The organism is Mucilaginibacter rubeus, from assembly GCF_014643835.1.
GTDB classification, from domain to species: domain Bacteria; phylum Bacteroidota; class Bacteroidia; order Sphingobacteriales; family Sphingobacteriaceae; genus Mucilaginibacter; species Mucilaginibacter rubeus.
Map to the genome: position 1 here is coordinate 257,975 of NZ_BMKD01000006.1, position 19,765 is coordinate 277,739.

The 19,765-nt window shown below is 43.0% G+C and carries 20 protein-coding genes and 1 riboswitch; of the genes, 8 read left to right on the forward strand and 12 right to left on the reverse strand.

Annotated features, from left to right (window positions below):
- Positions 1–98: 98 nt before the first annotated feature.
- Positions 99–602, forward strand: a complete 504-nt coding sequence (locus tag IEX80_RS20080; RefSeq protein ID WP_176628555.1) for a hypothetical protein — start codon at positions 99–101, stop codon at positions 600–602.
- On the opposite strand, the gene IEX80_RS20085 is transcribed toward IEX80_RS20080, so the two are convergent.
- The 3 genes from IEX80_RS20085 to IEX80_RS20095 form a co-directional block, all read right to left on the reverse strand.
- Complete coding sequence (locus IEX80_RS20085) at positions 594–1,532, reverse strand: DUF72 domain-containing protein (RefSeq protein WP_188833922.1); 939 nt, start codon at positions 1,530–1,532, stop codon at positions 594–596. The two genes, IEX80_RS20080 and IEX80_RS20085, sit on opposite strands and share 9 nt — an antisense overlap.
- A 136-nt stretch (positions 1,533–1,668) precedes the next feature.
- Positions 1,669–2,430, reverse strand: a complete 762-nt coding sequence (locus tag IEX80_RS20090) for an SDR family oxidoreductase (protein ID WP_188833923.1) — start codon at positions 2,428–2,430, stop codon at positions 1,669–1,671.
- Positions 2,431–2,712: 282 nt separating this feature from the next.
- Positions 2,713–2,827: riboswitch (SAM riboswitch) on the forward strand.
- Positions 2,828–2,976: 149 nt separating this feature from the next.
- Positions 2,977–4,422, reverse strand: coding sequence for a DUF3943 domain-containing protein (locus IEX80_RS20095; protein WP_188833924.1), 1,446 nt, complete (start codon positions 4,420–4,422; stop codon positions 2,977–2,979).
- A 252-nt stretch (positions 4,423–4,674) separates the two neighbouring features.
- On the opposite strand from IEX80_RS20095, the gene IEX80_RS20100 reads away from it, so the two are divergent.
- Complete coding sequence (locus tag IEX80_RS20100; RefSeq protein WP_176628551.1) at positions 4,675–5,076, forward strand: transmembrane 220 family protein; 402 nt, start codon at positions 4,675–4,677, stop codon at positions 5,074–5,076.
- A gap of 69 nt (positions 5,077–5,145) precedes the next feature.
- Here the strand turns inward: IEX80_RS20100 and IEX80_RS20105 are convergent, their stop codons facing one another.
- Positions 5,146–5,994 (reverse strand): transglutaminase-like domain-containing protein, encoded by an 849-nt coding sequence (locus IEX80_RS20105; protein ID WP_188833925.1) that lies wholly within the window; start codon positions 5,992–5,994, stop codon positions 5,146–5,148.
- A gap of 4 nt (positions 5,995–5,998) precedes the next feature.
- Positions 5,999–6,736: a proteasome-type protease gene (locus tag IEX80_RS20110; RefSeq protein WP_090527862.1), complete on the reverse strand. Its 738-nt coding sequence runs from the start codon at positions 6,734–6,736 to the stop codon at positions 5,999–6,001.
- Positions 6,737–6,876: 140 nt separating this feature from the next.
- Between IEX80_RS20110 and IEX80_RS20115 the strand changes: the two genes are divergently transcribed.
- Positions 6,877–7,872, forward strand: coding sequence for a nucleoside hydrolase (locus IEX80_RS20115; protein ID WP_188833926.1), 996 nt, complete (start codon positions 6,877–6,879; stop codon positions 7,870–7,872).
- A 75-nt stretch (positions 7,873–7,947) separates the two neighbouring features.
- Positions 7,948–8,175 carry a hypothetical protein gene (locus IEX80_RS20120; protein WP_188833927.1) on the forward strand — a complete coding sequence of 76 codons (228 nt, stop codon included), beginning with the start codon at positions 7,948–7,950 and terminating at the stop codon, positions 8,173–8,175.
- On the opposite strand, the gene IEX80_RS20125 is transcribed toward IEX80_RS20120, so the two are convergent.
- Positions 8,176–8,889, reverse strand: a complete 714-nt coding sequence (locus IEX80_RS20125) for a YdcF family protein (protein WP_188833928.1) — start codon at positions 8,887–8,889, stop codon at positions 8,176–8,178.
- A 139-nt stretch (positions 8,890–9,028) separates the two neighbouring features.
- Between IEX80_RS20125 and IEX80_RS20130 the strand changes: the two genes are divergently transcribed.
- A complete protein-coding gene (locus IEX80_RS20130; protein ID WP_090527874.1) occupies positions 9,029–9,238 on the forward strand; it encodes a hypothetical protein in 210 nt (69 codons plus the stop codon).
- Positions 9,239–9,655: 417 nt separating this feature from the next.
- Here the strand turns inward: IEX80_RS20130 and IEX80_RS20135 are convergent, their stop codons facing one another.
- Both IEX80_RS20135 and IEX80_RS20140 read right to left on the reverse strand, forming a co-directional pair.
- The gene (locus tag IEX80_RS20135) at positions 9,656–10,057 is read right to left on the reverse strand and encodes a helix-turn-helix domain-containing protein (RefSeq protein ID WP_176628547.1); all 402 of its coding nucleotides are present in this window, start codon (positions 10,055–10,057) and stop codon (positions 9,656–9,658) included.
- Between the two features lie 9 nt (positions 10,058–10,066).
- On the reverse strand, positions 10,067–11,701 hold the full coding sequence (locus IEX80_RS20140; RefSeq protein ID WP_188833929.1) for an amidase: 1,635 nt from the start codon (positions 11,699–11,701) through the stop codon (positions 10,067–10,069).
- A 62-nt stretch (positions 11,702–11,763) separates the two neighbouring features.
- On the opposite strand from IEX80_RS20140, the gene IEX80_RS20145 reads away from it, so the two are divergent.
- Positions 11,764–12,135 carry a hypothetical protein gene (locus tag IEX80_RS20145; RefSeq protein WP_188833930.1) on the forward strand — a complete coding sequence of 124 codons (372 nt, stop codon included), beginning with the start codon at positions 11,764–11,766 and terminating at the stop codon, positions 12,133–12,135.
- Between the two features lie 255 nt (positions 12,136–12,390).
- Here IEX80_RS20145 and IEX80_RS20150 read toward each other — a convergent pair whose 3' ends face one another.
- From IEX80_RS20150 to argH, 4 genes are all read right to left on the reverse strand, one after another.
- Positions 12,391–12,915 carry a DUF1345 domain-containing protein gene (locus tag IEX80_RS20150; RefSeq protein ID WP_229701690.1) on the reverse strand — a complete coding sequence of 175 codons (525 nt, stop codon included), beginning with the start codon at positions 12,913–12,915 and terminating at the stop codon, positions 12,391–12,393.
- 230 nt (positions 12,916–13,145) lie between these two features.
- The gene (locus tag IEX80_RS20155) at positions 13,146–13,352 is read right to left on the reverse strand and encodes a YwbE family protein (RefSeq protein WP_091211944.1); all 207 of its coding nucleotides are present in this window, start codon (positions 13,350–13,352) and stop codon (positions 13,146–13,148) included.
- A gap of 120 nt (positions 13,353–13,472) precedes the next feature.
- Positions 13,473–14,570: a TlpA disulfide reductase family protein gene (locus IEX80_RS20160; RefSeq protein WP_188833932.1), complete on the reverse strand. Its 1,098-nt coding sequence runs from the start codon at positions 14,568–14,570 to the stop codon at positions 13,473–13,475.
- A gap of 45 nt (positions 14,571–14,615) precedes the next feature.
- A complete protein-coding gene (argH, locus tag IEX80_RS20165) occupies positions 14,616–15,950 on the reverse strand; it encodes an argininosuccinate lyase (protein WP_188833933.1) in 1,335 nt (444 codons plus the stop codon).
- A 286-nt stretch (positions 15,951–16,236) separates the two neighbouring features.
- On the opposite strand from argH, the gene IEX80_RS20170 reads away from it, so the two are divergent.
- Both IEX80_RS20170 and IEX80_RS20175 read left to right on the forward strand, forming a co-directional pair.
- On the forward strand, positions 16,237–18,906 hold the full coding sequence (locus IEX80_RS20170) for an alpha-L-rhamnosidase (protein WP_188833934.1): 2,670 nt from the start codon (positions 16,237–16,239) through the stop codon (positions 18,904–18,906).
- A gap of 138 nt (positions 18,907–19,044) precedes the next feature.
- Positions 19,045–19,689: an START domain-containing protein gene (locus IEX80_RS20175; RefSeq protein ID WP_188833935.1), complete on the forward strand. Its 645-nt coding sequence runs from the start codon at positions 19,045–19,047 to the stop codon at positions 19,687–19,689.
- The last annotated feature ends 76 nt before the right edge of the window (positions 19,690–19,765 follow it).

Genomic DNA, 19,765 nt, shown 5'->3' on the forward strand with positions numbered 1-19,765 from the left:
AACTTAGTAAATCGCATATTAGGACTTAAATACAGTGGCAAAGTTGATGGCACAGATCAACTTGCCGATGAAATCCTCATAAAAAATAGAAGATCTCCATGAAAAACTTATTCAAGCTCCTGATCATCATATTATCGCCGCTGGCATTACATGCTCAAAATCCGGTAGTTGTAAAACAACAGGCAACCCTGATGGCCCAAAGCATGACCAAAGGAGATTATAAGACTATTGTTAGTTATACTTATCCCAAAGCGGTGCAAATGGCCGGCGGCAAAGAAAAAATGGCCGATATGATTGGTACAGCTATGCAGCAAATGAAAACTGCGGGCATCAGCTTTGAAAACATTACAGTTGGCACCCCTGGTAAATTTTATAAAGCCGGGAAGGAAATCCATTGCCTGCTGCCTGAAACTATCATTATGGCAAGCCCAAAAGGCCGTATGGCCATGCACAGCAACCTATTGGCGGTTAGCGGCGATGGTGGCAAAAACTGGTCGTTCCTGGATATGAACAATTCAACCGCGGATAAGGTGAGGCAACTGATCCCCAACTTTAACCCGGCTATGAAAATTCCGCCGGCTACTACAGAGCCATTACAATAACAGCGAGGTTTGGGCGGTTGGCTTATTATCGTCTCTCTGGATAAATTGAGGGCGCATTAATTGGGTGCCCAAAGCGTCATTAAGTTTTTCAACCACATAATCAGCAAGCTCTGGTGAGTAGCGCTCATCATGCTGGTGCATAAAAAACCATACCGATTTAAGGCCTTGCTCTTTCCAGTTTTTGATCCGCTCAACCCATTCATCAACACGGGCATAATCTGTTGGGTGCAGGCTGTTGCCTACAAAACGGATAAAGGCGTGGGGTGTAGGCAATGCCATATGCACCACATCGCGGCGGCCACTGGCATCAGTTATGATAGAGCCAATATTGAGATCGCGGAAAAGATTAAATACCTTGTCGCGGTTTTCGGCAACGGCAAACCAGTCTTTATGGCGCAGCTCAACAAATACGGGAATATCTTTTGGTAGTTGTTCAAGATAGGCTTTAAGCTCCGGGAAACTCTTTGGCGTGTAATTATCGCTCAACTGCAAAAACAGCGGACCAAGCTTATCGCCGAAGGCCAAAATGCCTTCATAATACGTGGTTGTAATATCTTCGGCATTTTTTAAGCGGCGGATATGGCTAATGCTCTGCGAAAATTTAGGGCAAAATTTAAACCCAGGATTACTATCGGCCTTGGCCCTCCATTTGGCGATGGTATCGGGCCCGTAAACATTGTAAAAAGTGGCGTTAAGCTCAATACAGTCAAAGTGTTTAACGTATTCATCTAAAAAATTAGCGTCTTTGGTTTTTGGCGGGTAGATCTTACCAACCCATTCCTTACGCCCCCACTTGGCGCAGCCAACATGCACCTGCAGCGGCGCGTCGTTTTTTGCTGCTGCAAGGGTGTTTAAGGTTATCTGCGGATCAGCCGGCAGGATAAAATCAACCCCTGCTAATTCTTCATCGGTTACTCTGCCAAATTCCATATCGCTTTTTTGTGGGAAAGATAGGAAATTGTCTGAATCAGAATTTACAGGATTAACGAATTTTCAGAATAAATGATTTGTTCGCAATACATCCTGTTAATTTAAAAATTCTGTAAATTCTGATTCAGACAATCAACTACAAGAACATCCCGCCCGAAGCTTCAATACGCTGAGCGTTGATCCAGCGGGCATCTTCGGTGCAGAGAAACGCTACTATACCACCGATATCATCCGGTTGGCCTACCCTGCCCAATGCGGTAGATTTCGACATCATTTCTTCCAAACCGGGATGGGAGTCGAATGCTGCTTTGGTAAAGTCGGTTTGGATAATACCCGGAGCTACAACATTTGCGGCTATACCACGGCTGCCCAATTCTTTTGCCAGGTATTTGGTGAATACCTCAATAGCTCCCTTCATAGAGGCATAAGCGGCATACCCGGGAGTTGAGAAACGGGCCAGCCCGGTCGAAAAATTAATGATCCGGCCACCATCAGCAATTACGGGTAAGCTCTTTTGTGTTAAGAAGTACACGCCTTTAAAATGCACATTAAACAGGTTATCAAAATCCTCTTCCGTAGTTTGCGCGAATGGCGAGGCCGCGTCAATACCTGCATTATTGATCAGGAAATCAAAGGTATCATGGTTCCATTTTTCGTTTAGGGTTGCTTTCAGTTTTGTAATGAAAGCATCAAAGGTGGATACGATACCTGTATCCAGTTGCAAAGCAGCAGCTTTTTGCCCTGCCAATTCAATTTCTGCAACTACTGCTTCAGCTTCCTCTTTTTTACTGCGATAAGTAACTATTACATCAATACCTTTTTTAGCCAGGTGCAATGCCGCATTTTTTCCAAGCCCGCGGCTTCCGCCGGTTATCAGTGCAATTTTATTTGTTCCCATTGTGATGTTTTTTTTAATGTTTTAACAATACAAAGGTGCAATAGTTGGGAATGAAAATTATGGTGACTACTTCAGATTAAATGGTGACCATTTCAGTTTTTTCTTTCAGATACTTCTCCAAAGAATTCGAAATAACATTGTTTTTTTACAATAACTGCAAGTTTATCCCATTCAAAATCAGCGCAAAACGAATAAAAATTAAATTAAACTACTTAAACTATAGGAATTATATAATTTATTATTACATTTGTACTGTCAACAACGACAACACGTTCTTTACATAACTTATCAAGAAAGACTGAGGGAAAGGCCCAAAGACGTCTTAGCAACCTGTACATCCGCATAATGTAAAAGGTGCTAATTCCTGCTCCTGTGCAAAACGGGAGAGAGATAATTATATCTACACCCCACAACCGATCTGATTAAGTGAATTTTTATGGTTTTCAAGTCGCGTGACCGAGAGGATAGGTGGGGGTCCGCAATACCCTAAACGGCAGTTCGAATCTGCCCGCGACATCAAATTTTTCCAATCCTTTTTTTTATAGCTTACAGGTTAACTCTGTACCTTGTTGAGATCCGCAGGTACGGGTAAATTTTGTCTACATCCGGGTGATTTTTATAGTTTCCTTCCAACCTGAAATATCCAGGTTCGGCACTTATCGAGAGGTCTTTTAACACACGGTAACTTATCTCATTGGTTATGGTATGTAAAAAATAATGTGACTTATTACCGTTAATAGTCATGAGCCAACTACCGCGATAATTAATACTATAATAAAATCTGTTACCTATATTAAAACCAGCTCTGCCGTTTATGGCGAAACCCGAGCCGTAGTCATAATTACGCCCTCTATACAGGTAGGGATCGGGAGCGGCTCCTAAAATGATAAGCCCCGCACCCACCGCCGTATTCACTTTAAAGCCATTCAATAATCTAAATTCGGATAGTAAATTAGCCTTTACGCTTTGCCCTCCGTAAAAGAAAGCGGCATTACGTATATAATCATAATTAGCCGATATGATGATCAGGTTTTCCACGCTATCCGATATTGACACGTCCCATCCTGCAAGAGATCCATAAACACTGATCACATTAACCGCACTGCTATCGTCTTTTCCAAACTCGGCTGTGATGGAAATATTGCTGAAAGGTGTGTGCAAATTTTCGTTAGAAGCGCCGTAAAGCAGCTTCGCCCGGCCAAACCAACCAAACCGTCCATGGGTTAACAATCCCTGGTTGCCGCTGTTAAACTTACGTGCGCCCAGATCAAATTCGGCACTTACTTTTGATGAATCATCCTGCGACCTATTTGCCGGCCCAACAACCTTTCCCCATTTTCCATCAATAATGCGGTTAAGCCCATTCATCGGGTTAACCAAAAAACCCAGCACCTCACTGGCCTGCCGTTTAAAACCCCGGCGATGGTTATTAATGATCTTATTTGATAGCCGATAGGTCATTTCACCCAATACTATGCCGCCAAAGCTGGTGTTGATAAAATCATTAGGGGCGGGTGCCTGGTTTTCGGCAAATGTTTCCCACAGGTAACTGCCCACCATAGTAGCCGGTACTGATTGCCAAAAACTATAACCATTACTCCTGAAGGCGCTATAAAACATGCTGCCGTGATATGGATGTCCAAACTGGTTGGTTTGAAACGGATCATTGTCCCAGGTCCAACTGCCTGGGTTCAGGTTATGGCCTGTTGTTTTCCAGGAAATCCGGGCATAATCAACGTTGACTATATAGCGATCATATGTCCAGGGCGCAATCTCGGCGAGGCCAAGCCCTAAGGCAGCCCTTCCAAAACGTTTCTGTTTTGCCGGCGGATCTGAAAATCGTGTTATGGTATCTTTTTCCTTACGCAGGTCAAAAATATTAACCTGGGCCCCTACTTGCCGGCTGCAGAAAAGCATGAACAGTAAAAGCGGCAGTATAATTCCTAACCTTCCGGAGTATTGCCTGGTAAAATGGTAATCCGTTAAAGTCATATACACTAACAATTTAAAAGATACAGCTACGAAAGTTATAAAGGATGAAGTGAATTAGGTTAAAAAATGTTTGAACAATATTTAATTAATGTTAAGCGGATATAATTTTGATAATGCATTGGGCGGTAATGGGTGCCAATAATTGTTATTTCCTTATTTAAGTACTGAAACATATTTTCATATATTTAGCATTGCTTAACCTGTATATTAAGCACCATAACCAGTATAAATTATTGCAATTACTTTTTACTTATGAAGATCTTCAATATCATATGGGTTGTACTTTTTGTCACATTTGCAGGTTTACAGTATAACGATCCAGATCCTTACCTTTGGATGCCTATTTACCTTTATTGTGCCTGGTTTTGCTACCTGGCAGCAAAAAAAGAATTTTACCCCATTGGCTATGCAGCCGGCATAATCATTTTTACAGGTTATGCCATTTATAAGATATTTGATAACAACGGCCTTATCGACTGGTTTAAGTTCCATCATGCCGAAAGCCTTGTGCAAACCATGAAAGCCGAAAAGCCCTGGATTGAAGAAGTGCGTGAGTTTTTCGGGTTACTGATCTGTGTAGCAGTACTGGCAATTAACTGGATCTATGCTATAAGAGAAAACAAAAAAGTACCGGTAAAAAAGGGAAAAAAGTAAGCCCCCTCTAAATCTCCCCCGGTAGGGGAGACTTTTAAGGTCCCTCTCTCCTGGAGATGAGGCTTCTTTTTACAAATACGACAACCCATTAAATTCCCCATCACTATAATAAAAGGGCTCAAAACCGTCTTCGGCAAGTTCACAACTTACCTGCATGGTGGTAAAAGTAACATCGCCAAAAATATTGGCTATGGCCGAGTCGGCAGCATCATGGCCGGTAGCTATTTTGATTAGGCCGTTTAAAGGTACCAGCCGTGTTGCATCAAAAAGAATCCACTTGCCGCCCAGGTATGCCTCAAAACAGGCATGAAAATCGGCTGGTTTCAGGTGATAGGCATACCCTGTAAAATAGCGGGCAGGTATGGTAAGCGCACGGCAAAGGGCTATGCCCAAGTGTGCAAAATCACGGCAAACGCCGGCCTGCTCGGTAACGGTATCAAAAGCTGATGTTTGTGAATTGGTTGATCCGCTTAAATATTGTACGTTTTTATTGATCCAGTTGGTTAATTCAACCACCTGCTCAAAAGGGTTGGTAACATGCCCGAACATATTATGTGCAAGCCGGTATAATTTGTCCGACTGACAATAGCGGCTTGGATTTAAATATGGCAGCACCGGCGAAGGCAGCTCAGAAACGTGGGTTTCCTGTAAATTACCGAAATTGGTTATTTCATAACAATTATCAACCGTAGCTTTGTAGGTAACTTTAATATTGGGCGTATCGGCACTTACATCAAAACGTACCAAACGATTTTCGCCTTGCAGGGTTTGCAGCTCTTCAAACTTGATATATGGTTCCAGGCCAAATTCTTCACTTATTACCGTTTGATTTGGGCTGCGTAACGCGTGTATGTTTAAAATCAATGTGCCCGGCGACCGTACTACATATTCCATTTGGGTAAACACATCGAATTTCATGTTATCAGCTTTCTGTTTTTATTTCTTCTAATTTGTTAAATGTGGCATCCATCCAATCCTCCGAAATATGCTCAAGTGCCAGTTTCAGTTCCTCGGCCCATTGGGTTGAGATATGTTCAAGGTCCTGCTTATTATAACGCTGCTCAACAATATTGAAACTATCCTTTTTATAAACAGCCACATCTATCGGAAAATCGACATTGTTCGAGCTTACCCTTGTTGAATCGAATGAAAGAAAACCTGTTTTTAGCGCCAGTTTCAGGCTCGAATCTTCATTAAGGATACGGTTAAGGATAGCTTTACCATGCCCCGAATTTCCGATAACCACGTATGGCGCCCCCTGCCCTAACTCCACCCAGTTTCCTTCGGGATATAGCAAAAAAAGCTTGTGTTCATCATCATCGCGCAGTTGCCCGCCAATGATGGTATTCAGGTCAAATCGTAACCCGGCTGCATCAAGCGACGCTTTATCTTCCTGTGCGGCACGCTTTACCTGTTCGCCAAATGCATTCACGGCCTTATACATCTTATTAAACTCGGCTGTCTCCAATAATTCATTAAAATATATCACGGCCTTATCACGCACCGAGCGCAAACCGCTGGTCATGATAAACAGCGAAAAATGATCCTTTTGTTCTATAGTGATCTTCTTTTTTACAGTGGTATCAGTCCCCGAAGTTATACGGGTATCGGCAATGGCCAATAAGCCTTCTTTAACTTTAATTCCCAGGCAATAAGTCATTTGATTAGCGTCGTTCGTTATAAATTAATACTTGCCAAAGTAATTAAATAATGCGAGATTTATTTACCGGTTATTCATAAACCATTTATTTGCCGATACATCTTTTTCGGGCCTAACTACCTTTTATTTTATTGCATACAATGAAATTCAAATCAGCATTACTCATCCTGGCATTTATTTTTAACCTCAACTTTGTCAAAGCGCAAAAACACAGCCCTGTCCCTGTTATTTTCGACACGGATATCGCCGGAGATTATGACGATGTTGGTGCGATGGCTATGCTGTATGCCTTTGCAGATAAGGGTGAGGCCAAAATATTAGCAACCATATCCTGCAATGCCTTCGAAACTACCGCACCAACCATCAGTGTGATCAACACCTATTTTGGCAGGCCCAATATCCCCATAGGTATTGTAAAAAAAGACAAACCCAATAAAGACTGTGCACAGCAATGGGCCCAGGCTATTATTGCCAAATATCCGCATAACATAAAATCAAACAGCCAGGCAGTTGAAGCGGTAGCACTTTACCGCAAGGTGCTGGCAAAGCAAGCCGATGGCAGCGTAACTATTATTTCGGTAGGATTTTTCACCAACCTGGCCGATCTGCTCCGGTCGGGAGCTGATAAATACAGCAAACTGGATGGAGAACAACTGGTGAAAAAGAAAGTAAAAAAACTGGTATCCATGGCTACGGGAATAGGTACCGACGGTAAAACCTTTAGCGAATACAATGTAAATGTGGACGCAGCCTCTGCGCAAAAAGTATTTAAAGACTGGCCTACACCTATTACCCTTAGCGGTTTTGAAATAGGTGAAAAAATCCTGACCGGAATCCGCCTGATCAACAATACATCAATAAAAAATAGCCCGGTAAAAGACGCCTTCCAGATAGCGCTTACAAAAGACAACAACACAACCGGCCGAAACAGTTGGGACGAAACCGCCGTACTAACAGCCATCAGGGGGCCCAAACCTTATTTTACCTATCGCAAACTTAACATGGAAATAAAGGACAACGGTACCGATGTAGTGGTACCGGGAGAGCGGTTTCTATATCTTCAATTTGCCATGCAGCCCGGGGATATTGCAAAGGGCATTGAACAATTGATGATGCACCAGCCTGTTAAAAAATGAACAGCGCCACACTGCTAAAAATACCAACTACTTGGTATTGAATTTTTACGCGATAGATAGCACCTTAGTTTAATTATGAGCGAACCCATTAAAATTCAGGTATCCATCTTTTGCGAGCCTTGCATTATCTGCGGCAGCAGGCCTGTAATTGCACAGGCTAAAGGTAAATTTATTGTAAGATGCGGCACCAACCCAAATCATTATCAAACGCCGCCCGGAATGGTGGATATAGCCAATTGGAATAAACATAACCGCCGGGAGCCTGATTTTACCCCAAATATAGGGCATCTTAAACAAGGCTGATCACTTAAAATAACGAGTTACCACATAGCCGATGGCTTCTTTTATATAGGTCCCCCAACCTGCTAAAGCACCTGCATTAGGTAGGAAATCATCGGCAGATACCGAAAACCTGCGGCTGGAAAAATTGCAGGGGTATGCAACCACGTCAACACCCTGTTTTTTAAATATCATCAGGGAACGGCGCATATGAAATGCCGAGGTAACCAGTAAATAAGGCCCTTTAAGTTTATGCTGCTGCAAGAGTTCTTTTGAAAAAGCGGCATTTTCAATGGTATTGCGGGATTTCGGTTCGCTTAGTACGCAACTGTCCGGAACCTGCATTTCCCTGAGTTGCTCCCTTACCCAATCGGCCTCCCTAAAACCCGATGGCCTCAAAAGCCCGTTTCCTCCTGTGATAAGAAGATGGCTGACTTTACCTGTTTTTTGCAAACGAACACCCTGGATAAACCTATCAGCGGCAGAGTTAAAGAAACCGCCGCCATCGCCATCATCCGAGCTAAAACCACCCAGCACTATAGCACAGGTATACTTTTTATCGGCTGGTACAGTAATCTCCCTGATATCCCAACACCAGCTAACCAGGTTAAGTAACAATGAATTAGAGAAAATATAAAGCACAATAATACCTGCAAGCAAAAATTTCCGTTTACGTTTTACGTTCTTTGAAAAAAGGGCGATCAATAAAATTGCGAATACCCATAGAAGCAAATTCATTAAAAACGAAAGAACTTTTGAAAAAATAAAAAACATATGGCGGTTATGGTGTTTAAGTACTTCAAATATAGAAGCTTTTATCAGGTGAAGTAACAAACTGGCATCATCATTGTCATATATCAGAAAAGAAAAATAAATTATGGGCTTTATCAAAACTCTTGCTATAGGTGCTGCAGTTGCTTACGGAATAAATTACGTAACCAAAAAAGGACCCGACGGTAAATCAATTATCGATAACCTGGTTGACAACGCCCCCGAATGGGCAGATCGCGCTAAAAAATACGGCGAACTTACTTTGGAACAAATTGCCGTGCGCACTCAAAATTTCAGGGATAATAACAGGCGTTAATACGTCCTGCCTGGTACTTTATATGTTAACATTTGTTATTAGCCGGCTTTATCTCCTGTCTAAAAAGTTATTGTAGAATAAAGAAGATGTGTCATTGCGAGCGTAGCGCGGCAATCGCATACTTTACAGAGTGGCTATGCTTCCGTGCGGTTGCTACGTTCCTTATAATGACGTGATTATAAGTTACTGATTTATTAAGTATATTTTTTTGATCGTTTTTTTTTAAATATTGGCGTTGCCTGCGGCCCGTGCTATCCGCTCATACTACGCAAGCCTTAGCCACTTGGCCGGTATCCGCTCCTATCACTAACGCGGCCCCCGCGCAGCATTGCAAAAATATATTTTTAATATTATCACGCTGGGAATTGTCTGCAAACGGCATAACTCTTTAACTATTTATCCTGTAATCCTCCAATCCTATAAATCAAGGTTCCTTACCAACCATTGTTCACGATACTGTTTTGGTGTAATTCCCTCAAAACGCTTAAAAAACTTGGTAAAGTTTGATGGATCAAAAGTAAGCCGGTTAGCTATTTCGGCTACACTGACCTTGTTTTCCTGCAGCATGGTTTTGGCAATCCCCATGATTTTTTCCTCGAAAAAGGAACAGGGATGTTTGCCTGTGGTGAGTTTAATAGTATTGCTCAAATGGGTAGGATGGATATGCATTTCATCAGCAAAATCACGGATCTCGTACATGTCCAATACGCGGTTGTTCAGCACATCCTCAAGGTGTTTGTCAATGGCCTTCAGATAGTCGGCGGTAATTTCATGCTGACGGGCCAGTATCTTTTTCGGAACAGTAAGCGTTGCTTCCATCATACAAAATTAAGCAAACAGATCGGGCTTAAACAGCGGTGCTACCCGCTTTTTAGATGCCTGCTCATAAGCATATCCCAATTTTATGATGTCGCCCTCTTTGTAGGCTGTACTAAAAAACGATAACCCAACCGGCAGGCCATGGGCCAACCCCATGGGCACTGTAATATGCGGATACCCCGCCATAGCTGCAGGACCTGAAAAGCTAAAACCATTATCATAGTCGCCATTTACCAGGTCGATACATACAGCCGGGCCATTAGTGGTACCTATGATGGCATCAAGTTTATATTTGGCCAGCATATCGTCAATAACTTTACGGGTACCTGTATTGGTTTGCTTAACTGCGTCAAGATACTCCTTACTGTTCAGGTCACCTTTGGCTTGAGCTAACTCCATCGTTTCCTGTTTAAAGAAAGGCATTGCTTTAACGTCATTTTGCTTGTTAAAGGCAATTACATCGGCCAGGGTTTTTATTTTGCTGTTGGCGTTGCCAAAGTATTGATTAAGGCCGTCTTTAAATTCATAAAGCAGCACGGTAAATTCATTTTTGCCTATGGTTTTTAGCTCCTTGTTTAATTCTATCTCCACCACTTCGGCACCTTTACTTTTCAGGGTTTTGATGGCATCCTGTAATAATGCCACAACGGTTGGGTTATCATTAAGCGCAGATTTCTCAATCCCCAGGCGCTTACCCTGTAAACCATTGCCGTCTAAAAATTTGGTATAATCCGCCTCGATCCTGCCTTTACTACCAAGTGTTGCCAGGTCGAGCGTATCAATACCGGTAAGCGCACCAAGCAGTATGGCGGCGTCCTTAACTGTACGCGCCATTGGTCCGGCCGTGTCCTGCGTTTTGGAAATGGGGATTATGCCCGACCGGCTCCACAAGCCCACAGTTGGCTTAATGCCCACCAGGCCGTTAACCGATGCCGGCGACACTATCGAGCCGTTGGTTTCTGTACCGATACCAATAACGCAAAGATTGGCTGCTACAGCCGTTCCGGTACCGGCGCTTGAACCGCTGGGGTTCCTGTCTAAAACATAAGGGCACTTAGTTTGCCCTCCCCTGCTGCTCCAGGCGCTGGTTGAATGTGTAGACCGAAAGTTTGCCCACTCGCTTAAATTGGTTTTGCCCAATATCACAGCACCTGCCTCACGAAGCTTGTGCACTATAAAAGCATCTTGCTTGGCAAAATTATCGGCCAAAGCTAATGAGCCCGCCGTGGTGTGCATGTTATCGCCGGTATTAATATTATCCTTTATCAGCACAGGTATACCATGCAGCGGACCACGCACCTTACCCTTTTCACGTTCCCGGTCCATCGCATCGGCCATGTTCAAGGCATCTTTATTAAGCTCGATAACCGAGTTAAGCATGATGCCTTTTTTATCTATCTGATCAATGCGTTTCAGGTACAGCTCGGTAATCAGCCTTGAAGTAAACTGTTTGCTCTGCATTTTTTGCTGCAGATCGGTAATGGTTATCTCGCTCAGTTCAAATATATCGTCCTTACTGTTATCGGCAGCGGCAGTTTCATCGGCTTTATTTTCGGCAGATGGCTGATTGCAGGAAGCCGCTACTAAAGTAGATATCGTTAACCCGGCTAATGAACCGATTTTGAGGAAATTTCTTCTGTGCATAACTGTTTAAATAAAGGCATTACAAGTAACAAAATATTTAACTACTTTGAAAGGTGTGGAGGTTGGAGATAGTTAAATGTTACAATAAAGTGGCGGTGCAAATCGTGTTTACTCATAACAGGATAAAAACAGATGTCACGCTGCCGGTCGAAGCATGGCGGGCAAGCCTCTACGAGCGAGTCTCCGACAAGCTACCCATGACATGTTTAAAAAATACATTTTTGTCAGCAGGTAAGCTTCGGGCAAAAACGGGCAGAACAATGGTGGGCTTGAGCGAAGGAAAGGGCATAGCAAGTTTTTGCAGAAGCTGGAGATATGTGTGGGCGAAGCGGGGCAAAATAATTGCAGCCGTGGTTCTGACCGCTTGCAGGGAAAAGGCCGGGCGATGGATATTGGGGCAGGGTGAGCGCAAAGAAGCCTTTCTGCTGACTTGATTTTTTGGTTACTTTTTTATCAAGAAAAAAGTAACTGGCCCCGCGCGGCCAAAAGCGCGACGATGTAAGTTAACTACTAATGAAGCCTGTTACCAGTCTGTCCGCAGATTGCTTCGTACCTCAATGACGTTGCGGGGATGTCATTTTACCTTCTGAGACTCTGGATTTAAATCACTCAGACTGACGGCCTCACTCTTGGCTTCAGAATGCCGTTGGTTTGATCGGCCGTCATGACAACAGCAATCTGACATAATCTTATTTAGATATCATCCCCGATATCACATTAATGCTCAATGCCACAATAGCTGTATTAAACGCAAAAGAAATCAACCCGTGCAGCCAGGCCAGCCTGCGGATAGAGCGTGCGGAGATCTCCACGTCAGATACCTGGAAAGTCATGCCTACTACAAACGAAAAGTATACAAAATCGAGGTAATCCGGCTCTTTTTCATCACCCGGAAATTCAAGACCGCCGAGATGTTTGAGTTTTTTATCATCATCGGGATCTGTAGTATAATACATATGGGCATAACGCAAGGCGAATATAGTGTGTACCAGCCACCATGAAACAATAACCGATGCCATGGCCAATAAAACCCGCGCCGTCACAACCGCGTCCGATTGGTTTTTTGTGGATAACAACAGAAATACTATTGCCAGCAAGCTCATCAGCGATGATACTATCACAAACAAAAATATCAGTGTGCGGCTTGAGTCTTCGATACTTGCTATTTTACGGATCTCGGCGGGGTTAGCCGTTAGGATAATGATCCAATCCATAATAATGATGCATAAACCAAATGCTATCCAGGTTACCAAAGCAACCGTTGGTACCGAAAAACGCGCCCAGGATAAAAACAGTGTTATTGCTGCGGCCCCTAACGAGATCAAGAGGCGGTGATGGGCATCAAGACTAAAAAAGACTTTGGTTTTTGTTTTGGCTTTTTGAGGCATACAATTTAAGCTACACCATAAATATGATAATGTTTGATGTAGATTAAATGAAGATACTAAAAATCGTCTTCCTCAACAATCCAGGCCACACGGCCTACCTGCCCGTCATCCAGTTGTACTTTGATACCGCGTGAATGATACGCCGCGCTGGTTAACAGCCGTTTTACGAAACCCCTGGTCAGCGTACCTGTACGCTGGTCTTTTTTTAGTATGATGTCAACCTCAAGGCCGGGGTATATATCGCTTCTGTTTTGTCCATTCATGACCGTTGATTTATTTGATTACGTTGATTTCGCTGATTTTATTTTTTGATTTTTTTGATTGATATGATTTCACCGATTGAATAGATCGACAATAATCTTATCACAAAAACCAGGCAAATATCAATTTTTCGCAAGATAATCGGCTATAAAAGTTTTAACGCGTTCTTCGTTGCCATTGTCAAAACCATCAATTTTTTTTACTACTATATTTTTATTATTAACCAGGTATACCTGTGGTATGAACCCCAAATTGTACTGTGCCTGTGCTTTAGAAAACACCTGCTGAGGTATGATGAGTTGCTGCCAGGGCATATCTTCAGCTTTCATAACTGGTAACCAGTTCTCTTTCTTTGCATCTATTGATACGCTAACAAATCTGATATCATCTTTATTAAATTGGGCTGCTATCCGCTTTAAGGAAGGGATTTCCTGGCGACATGGGCCGCACCAGCTTGCCCAGAATATCACCATATTTAACTTTTTTGTATTATCCACCAGGTTCACCGGCTTTTCATCAGCATCATTGAAAACGCTATTAGCAAACTGATTTTTATCTGCAGGCTGATTATCAATAAACCGTTTCAGTTTTTTCCCATAGTACGATGCTTTTGCTTCATCGCCAAAAGAGTTGAATAATTCTTTCAATTGGGAATGATCTAAGTAAAATCTAAAACCATGCAACGCAAGTAAACTCCAATAAGAGTCGGGATTCTGACTGATAATTTTTTTTATCCTTTCTGCTTGCGCGGTTCTCCTAATACCATCTTTACTTATACGGATATAAGGCAGCGTTATATTCTTCAAAAACGACTCGGATTGTGGCCCACCTTTTAAGATCGCTCCTTCAGTTTTTGAGAGGTCTCCGGTTATTGTGGTTATTCCCGAACTTATAACAAAAAAAGTATACCTGGAATGATTTTTTGAAGGCTCATACGGATTGGCAACATCTATAAATTGCTGTTTTCCTTTTTCGTCGAGATAATTTAACTGAACAAGATCGGCAAAAAAAGGGGTATCCCGTTTAAATCTAATTTCGAACTTTCCATCAGTAACTTTGGCAGAGTCTGTGGCTTTACTAAAAAATGAATAAGCGGGTTTGTAATACACCCATTTACTTTTAAGGCCTTTTATATCTCCTTTAATTATTACGGTATTATCATGTTTACAGGAAAACACGCTGATAAGCATCAGCAGGATGGTGTAATAAGGTTTTTTCATTGGTTTAGTATCAGGCTGCTAAAAAAATTCCTGATACCATTATAACTATTCAACCAGCCCTTTTATTGCCTGCTCTACTTTTCCGAAATCAAAATAACTGATCAGTTTATCAAATGAGGCAGCAATCTGCTCGTTTCCAAGGTTACCGATGCTACCCTCGTGGGTATGGTTCACCGTTTTATCAGGATTAAAATTTCCTGCTTCAATAGCCAAACCAACCTGTTTATAAGCATCGCGGAATGGCGTGCCGCTTAAGGTTAAACGGTTCACTTCCTCAACACTAAACAGGTAAGCGTATTTGGCATCATCCAAAATGTCCGTTTTTATGGTTATATTTTGCAGCATGAAGGTTGCCATTTGCAGGCAGTGTTTCAAATCGGCAAAAGCAGGAAACAGCAATTCTTTCAGTAATTGAAGCTCACGGTGATATCCTGATGGTAAATTAGTGGTCATCATGGCTACATCGGTAGGCAGTGCTTGCAGGCGGTTACATTTGCCGCGCATAATTTCCCAAACATCGGGGTTTTTTTTGTGCGGCATAATGCTGCTGCCGGTAGTTAATGCGTCAGGATAGCTTACAAATGAAAAATTCTGGCTCAAGTACAGCGTTTGATCCATTGCCATTTTAGCCAGCGTAGCCGCAATGGTTGATATGGCCTGTGCTATGATCCGCTCGGTTTTACCACGGCCCATTTGTGCGTAAACAACATTGTAATTCAGGTTATCAAAACCTAAAAGCTGTGTAGTTAAAGTACGATTAAGCGGAAACGACGAGCCATAACCGGCAGCCGAACCCAGCGGATTTTTATTGGTAATGCGGTAAGCAGCCAAAACCAGTTCAAGGTCATCAACCAGGCTTTCGGCATAGGCGCCAAACCATAAGCCAAATGATGATGGCATGGCCACCTGCAGGTGGGTATAACCCGGCAATAAAACATCTTTATGTTTTTCACTCAATTCAATAAGCTGGCGGAACAAGGTTTCGGTGCTTTCAACAACTTCCTGCAACTGATGACGGAAGAAAAGCTTAAGGTCGACTAAAACCTGGTCGTTACGTGAGCGGCCGCTGTGGATCTTTTTACCGGCATCACCAATGCGTTGGGTGAGCAGCAGTTCAACCTGCGAGTGAACGTCTTCCACATGCTCATCGATCTTGAAACCGCCTTTGGCAATATCTGCATAAATGTTTTTCAACTCGCGCTGAACAAGTTCCAGATCGGTGCTATCCATCAGCCCTACGCTTTGCAGCATCCGGGTATGGGCCAACGATCCTAAAACGTCAAACGCCGCCATTTGCTCATCAAATTCACGGTCGCGGCCAACAGTAAAGTTTTCAACCAGTTCGTTAACGTTGGTAGTTTTTTGCCATAGCTTGCTCATGGTGCAAATGTATAAATTATCTGAACTGTCTTATTTTGTCTGAACTCGAATTTATTGAATTAAATGAATTTATTGAATTTGCTCAGCATTCTGTTAATTCCTTAATTGCATAAATTCGGGTTCAGAAAAAAATCAGCGTAATCAACGTAATCAGAAAAAATCAATGGTCAAAATTCAGGTTCAGACAGTTCAGGATGCCAATCTCAATCCATCCGGGTAACATTGTTGATTGTGACAACTTATCATAGGCTTTGGCCAATATTGTATAAACCGCTATCTTAACCACATGAAACACCCTTTATGTAAGCCATTGCTTAGCATTGCCTTATCATTTTGCTTTTATTCGGTAACACATGCCCAAACGCCCGGGGCTGCAGGTCTTAAAAGTGAGTATCTTGTAAACCCGATAGGTATCGATAATACACATCCCCGCTTAACCTGGCTCATGAATGATAAGGCACAGGGAGCAGCTCAAAGTGCTTACCAGTTGTTTGTTGGTACAGATTCAGTTGCCGTTGTTACCAGTAAAGGCAACGCGTGGGCCACCACCAAAATTGCTTCGTCAAATAATCTTGTTATTTATAGTGGCCAACAACTAAAACCTTTTACTAAGTATTTCTGGAAGGTTCAGCTTTGGGACCGGGCAGGTAAAAAGCTTGCCCCATCAGCTATAAACAGTTTCGAAACCGGCATGATGGGCATGCAAAACTGGAAAGGCTCATGGATCAGCGATAATAAAGGGATAGCAGTAAACCCTGCCCCCTATTTTCGGAATATGTTTAAGGTAACCAAGCAAATCCGCTCGGCAAGGGCGTATATCGCAGTTGCCGGTTTGTATGAACTTTATATCAACGGTAAAAAGATAGGCAATCACAGGCTCGACCCTATGTATACCCGGTTCGACAGGCGCACGCTTTACGTTTCATATGATGTGACCGCGCAGCTGCAAAGCGGTAAAAACGCGGTGGGCGTGTTGCTGGGCAATGGTTGGTATAACCACCAGAGTACGGCCGTTTGGTTTTTTCACCAGGCACCGTGGCGGGGCCGGCCTGCATTTTGCATGGATTTGCGCATCACTTATACCGATGGTACAGTTGAAACAGTAAAATCCGGCACCGACTGGAAAACATCCCTTAGCCCTATCGTTTTCAATAGTATCTATACTGCCGAGCATTACGACGGTCGATTAGAGCAACCAGGCTGGAACACTGCCAATTTTGACGATAGCAAATGGAAACCGGTCATTAACCGCTCGGCCCCATCCATGAACATTGTATCGCAGGCTATGCAGCCTATCCGCGCGGTTGATACCATCAGCACCAAAAGCGTTACCAAAATTGACAGCGATGTTTGGGTGTTTGATATGGGCCGAAATATTTCGGGCGTGAGTCAGATCACTGTTAAAGGAGACTCGGGCACCGTGATCCGCCTAAAACATGCTGAAAGATTAAATAAGAACGGCCACGTTGATCAATCGAACATTGATCTGCATTACCGCCCAACTGATGATAAAGACCCATTCCAGACCGATATTTTCATTTTAGGCGGCAAAGGTGAAGAAACATTTTCACCTCGCTTTAATTATAAGGGATTTCAATATATTGAGGTAAGCAGCAGTAAACCTATCCAGATTAGCAAAGAAAACATCAAGGCATTTTTTATGCACAGCGATGTGGAACCCATTGGTACAGTGAAAGCATCAAACCAAACCATTAACCAAATCTGGACGGCTACCAACAATAGCTACCTCAGCAACTTGTTCGGCTATCCTACTGATTGTCCTCAACGCGAAAAAAACGGCTGGACAGGCGATGCCCATATTGCCAGCGAGACAGGTTTGTACAACTTTGACGGAATAACTGTTTACGAAAAATGGCTGGCCGATCATCGCGACGAACAGCAGCCAAACGGTGTATTGCCGTCCATTATCCCAACCGGTGGCTGGGGCTATGAATGGGGTAACGGGCCCGACTGGACCAGTACCATCGCCATCATCCCATATAATATTTATTTGTTTTATGGCGATAGCAAACTACTGGCCGATAACTATACAGCCATTGAAAAATACGTGAACCATATTGATGAGCTTTACCCAACCGGGCTTACCACCTGGGGCCTTGGCGATTGGGTACCGGTAAAGTCTGTTTCGCCTGTTGAACTTACTTCATCTGTTTATTACTATACCGATGCAAGTATATTGACCAAAGCAGCTAAAATATTAGGCAAGCAAGCCGATTATGTAAAATATTCGGCATTGGCCAATAAGATCAGGAACGCCATCAATGCTAAATATTTAGATACTACAACTGGCTTTTACGGCAACGGCTTGCAAACAGAACTAAGCGTGCCGCTTTACTGGGGTGTTGTGCCCGAAAACATGAAAAGCAAAGTTGCAGCTAACCTGGCCAAACGTGTTGAAGCTGATAATTTCCATCTGGATGTGGGGATATTAGGTGCTAAAGCCATTTTAAGTGCGCTAAGCGATAATGGTTACCCGGATGTGGCTTACAAAATAGCATCACAGGAAACCTTCCCATCATGGGGATGGTGGATGGTTAACGGCGCTACCACACTATATGAAAACTGGCAAATAGATGCCAAATCCGATATCTCCCTTAACCACATCATGTTTGGCGAAATCGGCGCATGGCTGTACAAAGGTATTGCAGGTATCCACCCTGATCCTGAACATCCCGGCTTTAAAAATGTATTGCTTCAGCCTCATTTTGTACCAAACCTAAATGAATTTACGGCTACCCATAAAGGGCCTTATGGTAACATTGTTTCATCGTGGCAACGCACCGGTAACAGTGTAACTTATAAAGTAAGCGTGCCTGCAAACTCAAGTGCAACAATTAGCTTCCCGGCTGGTAAAGTTTATCTTGCGGGCAAAGCAATCAACAACCCTGCGTTGTATAAAATAAATGCGGGCAGCTATGTGTTCGAGGTAAAATAATATCACCGCAAATGCCATAGTATTTTCATATTTTAATATCTGCGCATATCAAATGACCATTTACTGACAGGCCGGGGCAACCCCGGCCTGTTTTTGTATATAAATTTGTCGCACCTTATTTACAATCACTGATACACCATGCGCAGGATACTTACTATCGTATTTTTATTATTTGTTGCCAAATTTGCCATGGCAGGCCCTGAAGAGCCATGGTCATTAAGCACCGATAAGGAAGGCATCAGGGTTTATACCCGCCACATCCCCGATTCAAAAATCAAAGCCATTAAAGTAGAATGCACATTTAATGCCACTGCTGCTCAGTTGGTAGCTGTGCTTATGGATATTAAAACCTGCAGCGAGTGGGTTTATCACACCAAATCGGCTACCATTATTAAGCAGGTGTCGCCATCAGATATTTATTATTACTCGGAAGTAAACATACCATGGCCGGTGCATAACCGCGATTTCGTAGCGCATTTAAAGGTTACACAGGACCCTAAAACCAAAGTTGTCACTATTGACGCTCCGGTTATCTCAAACATGGTACCCGCGAAAGATGGCATTGTAAGGGTGGAAAATTCAACCGGCAAGTGGATTATTACTCCTGTTGATAGCTCCCATGTAAGTATTGTGTACACCCTGCACCTTGATCCCGGAGGATCTGTACCTGCATGGCTTATTAACATGTTTGCCGCACAAGGCCCTACCGAAAGTTTCAAAGGTTTAAAAAAACAATTGCAGAAACCGGCTTATAAGGATGTGAAGCTGGCATATGTGCAGTAGTTGCGTTCTGTCTGAACTCGAATTTTAGGAATTAAAGAATTTATCGAATTGGTTTGTTAGTTCCACAATTCCCGTG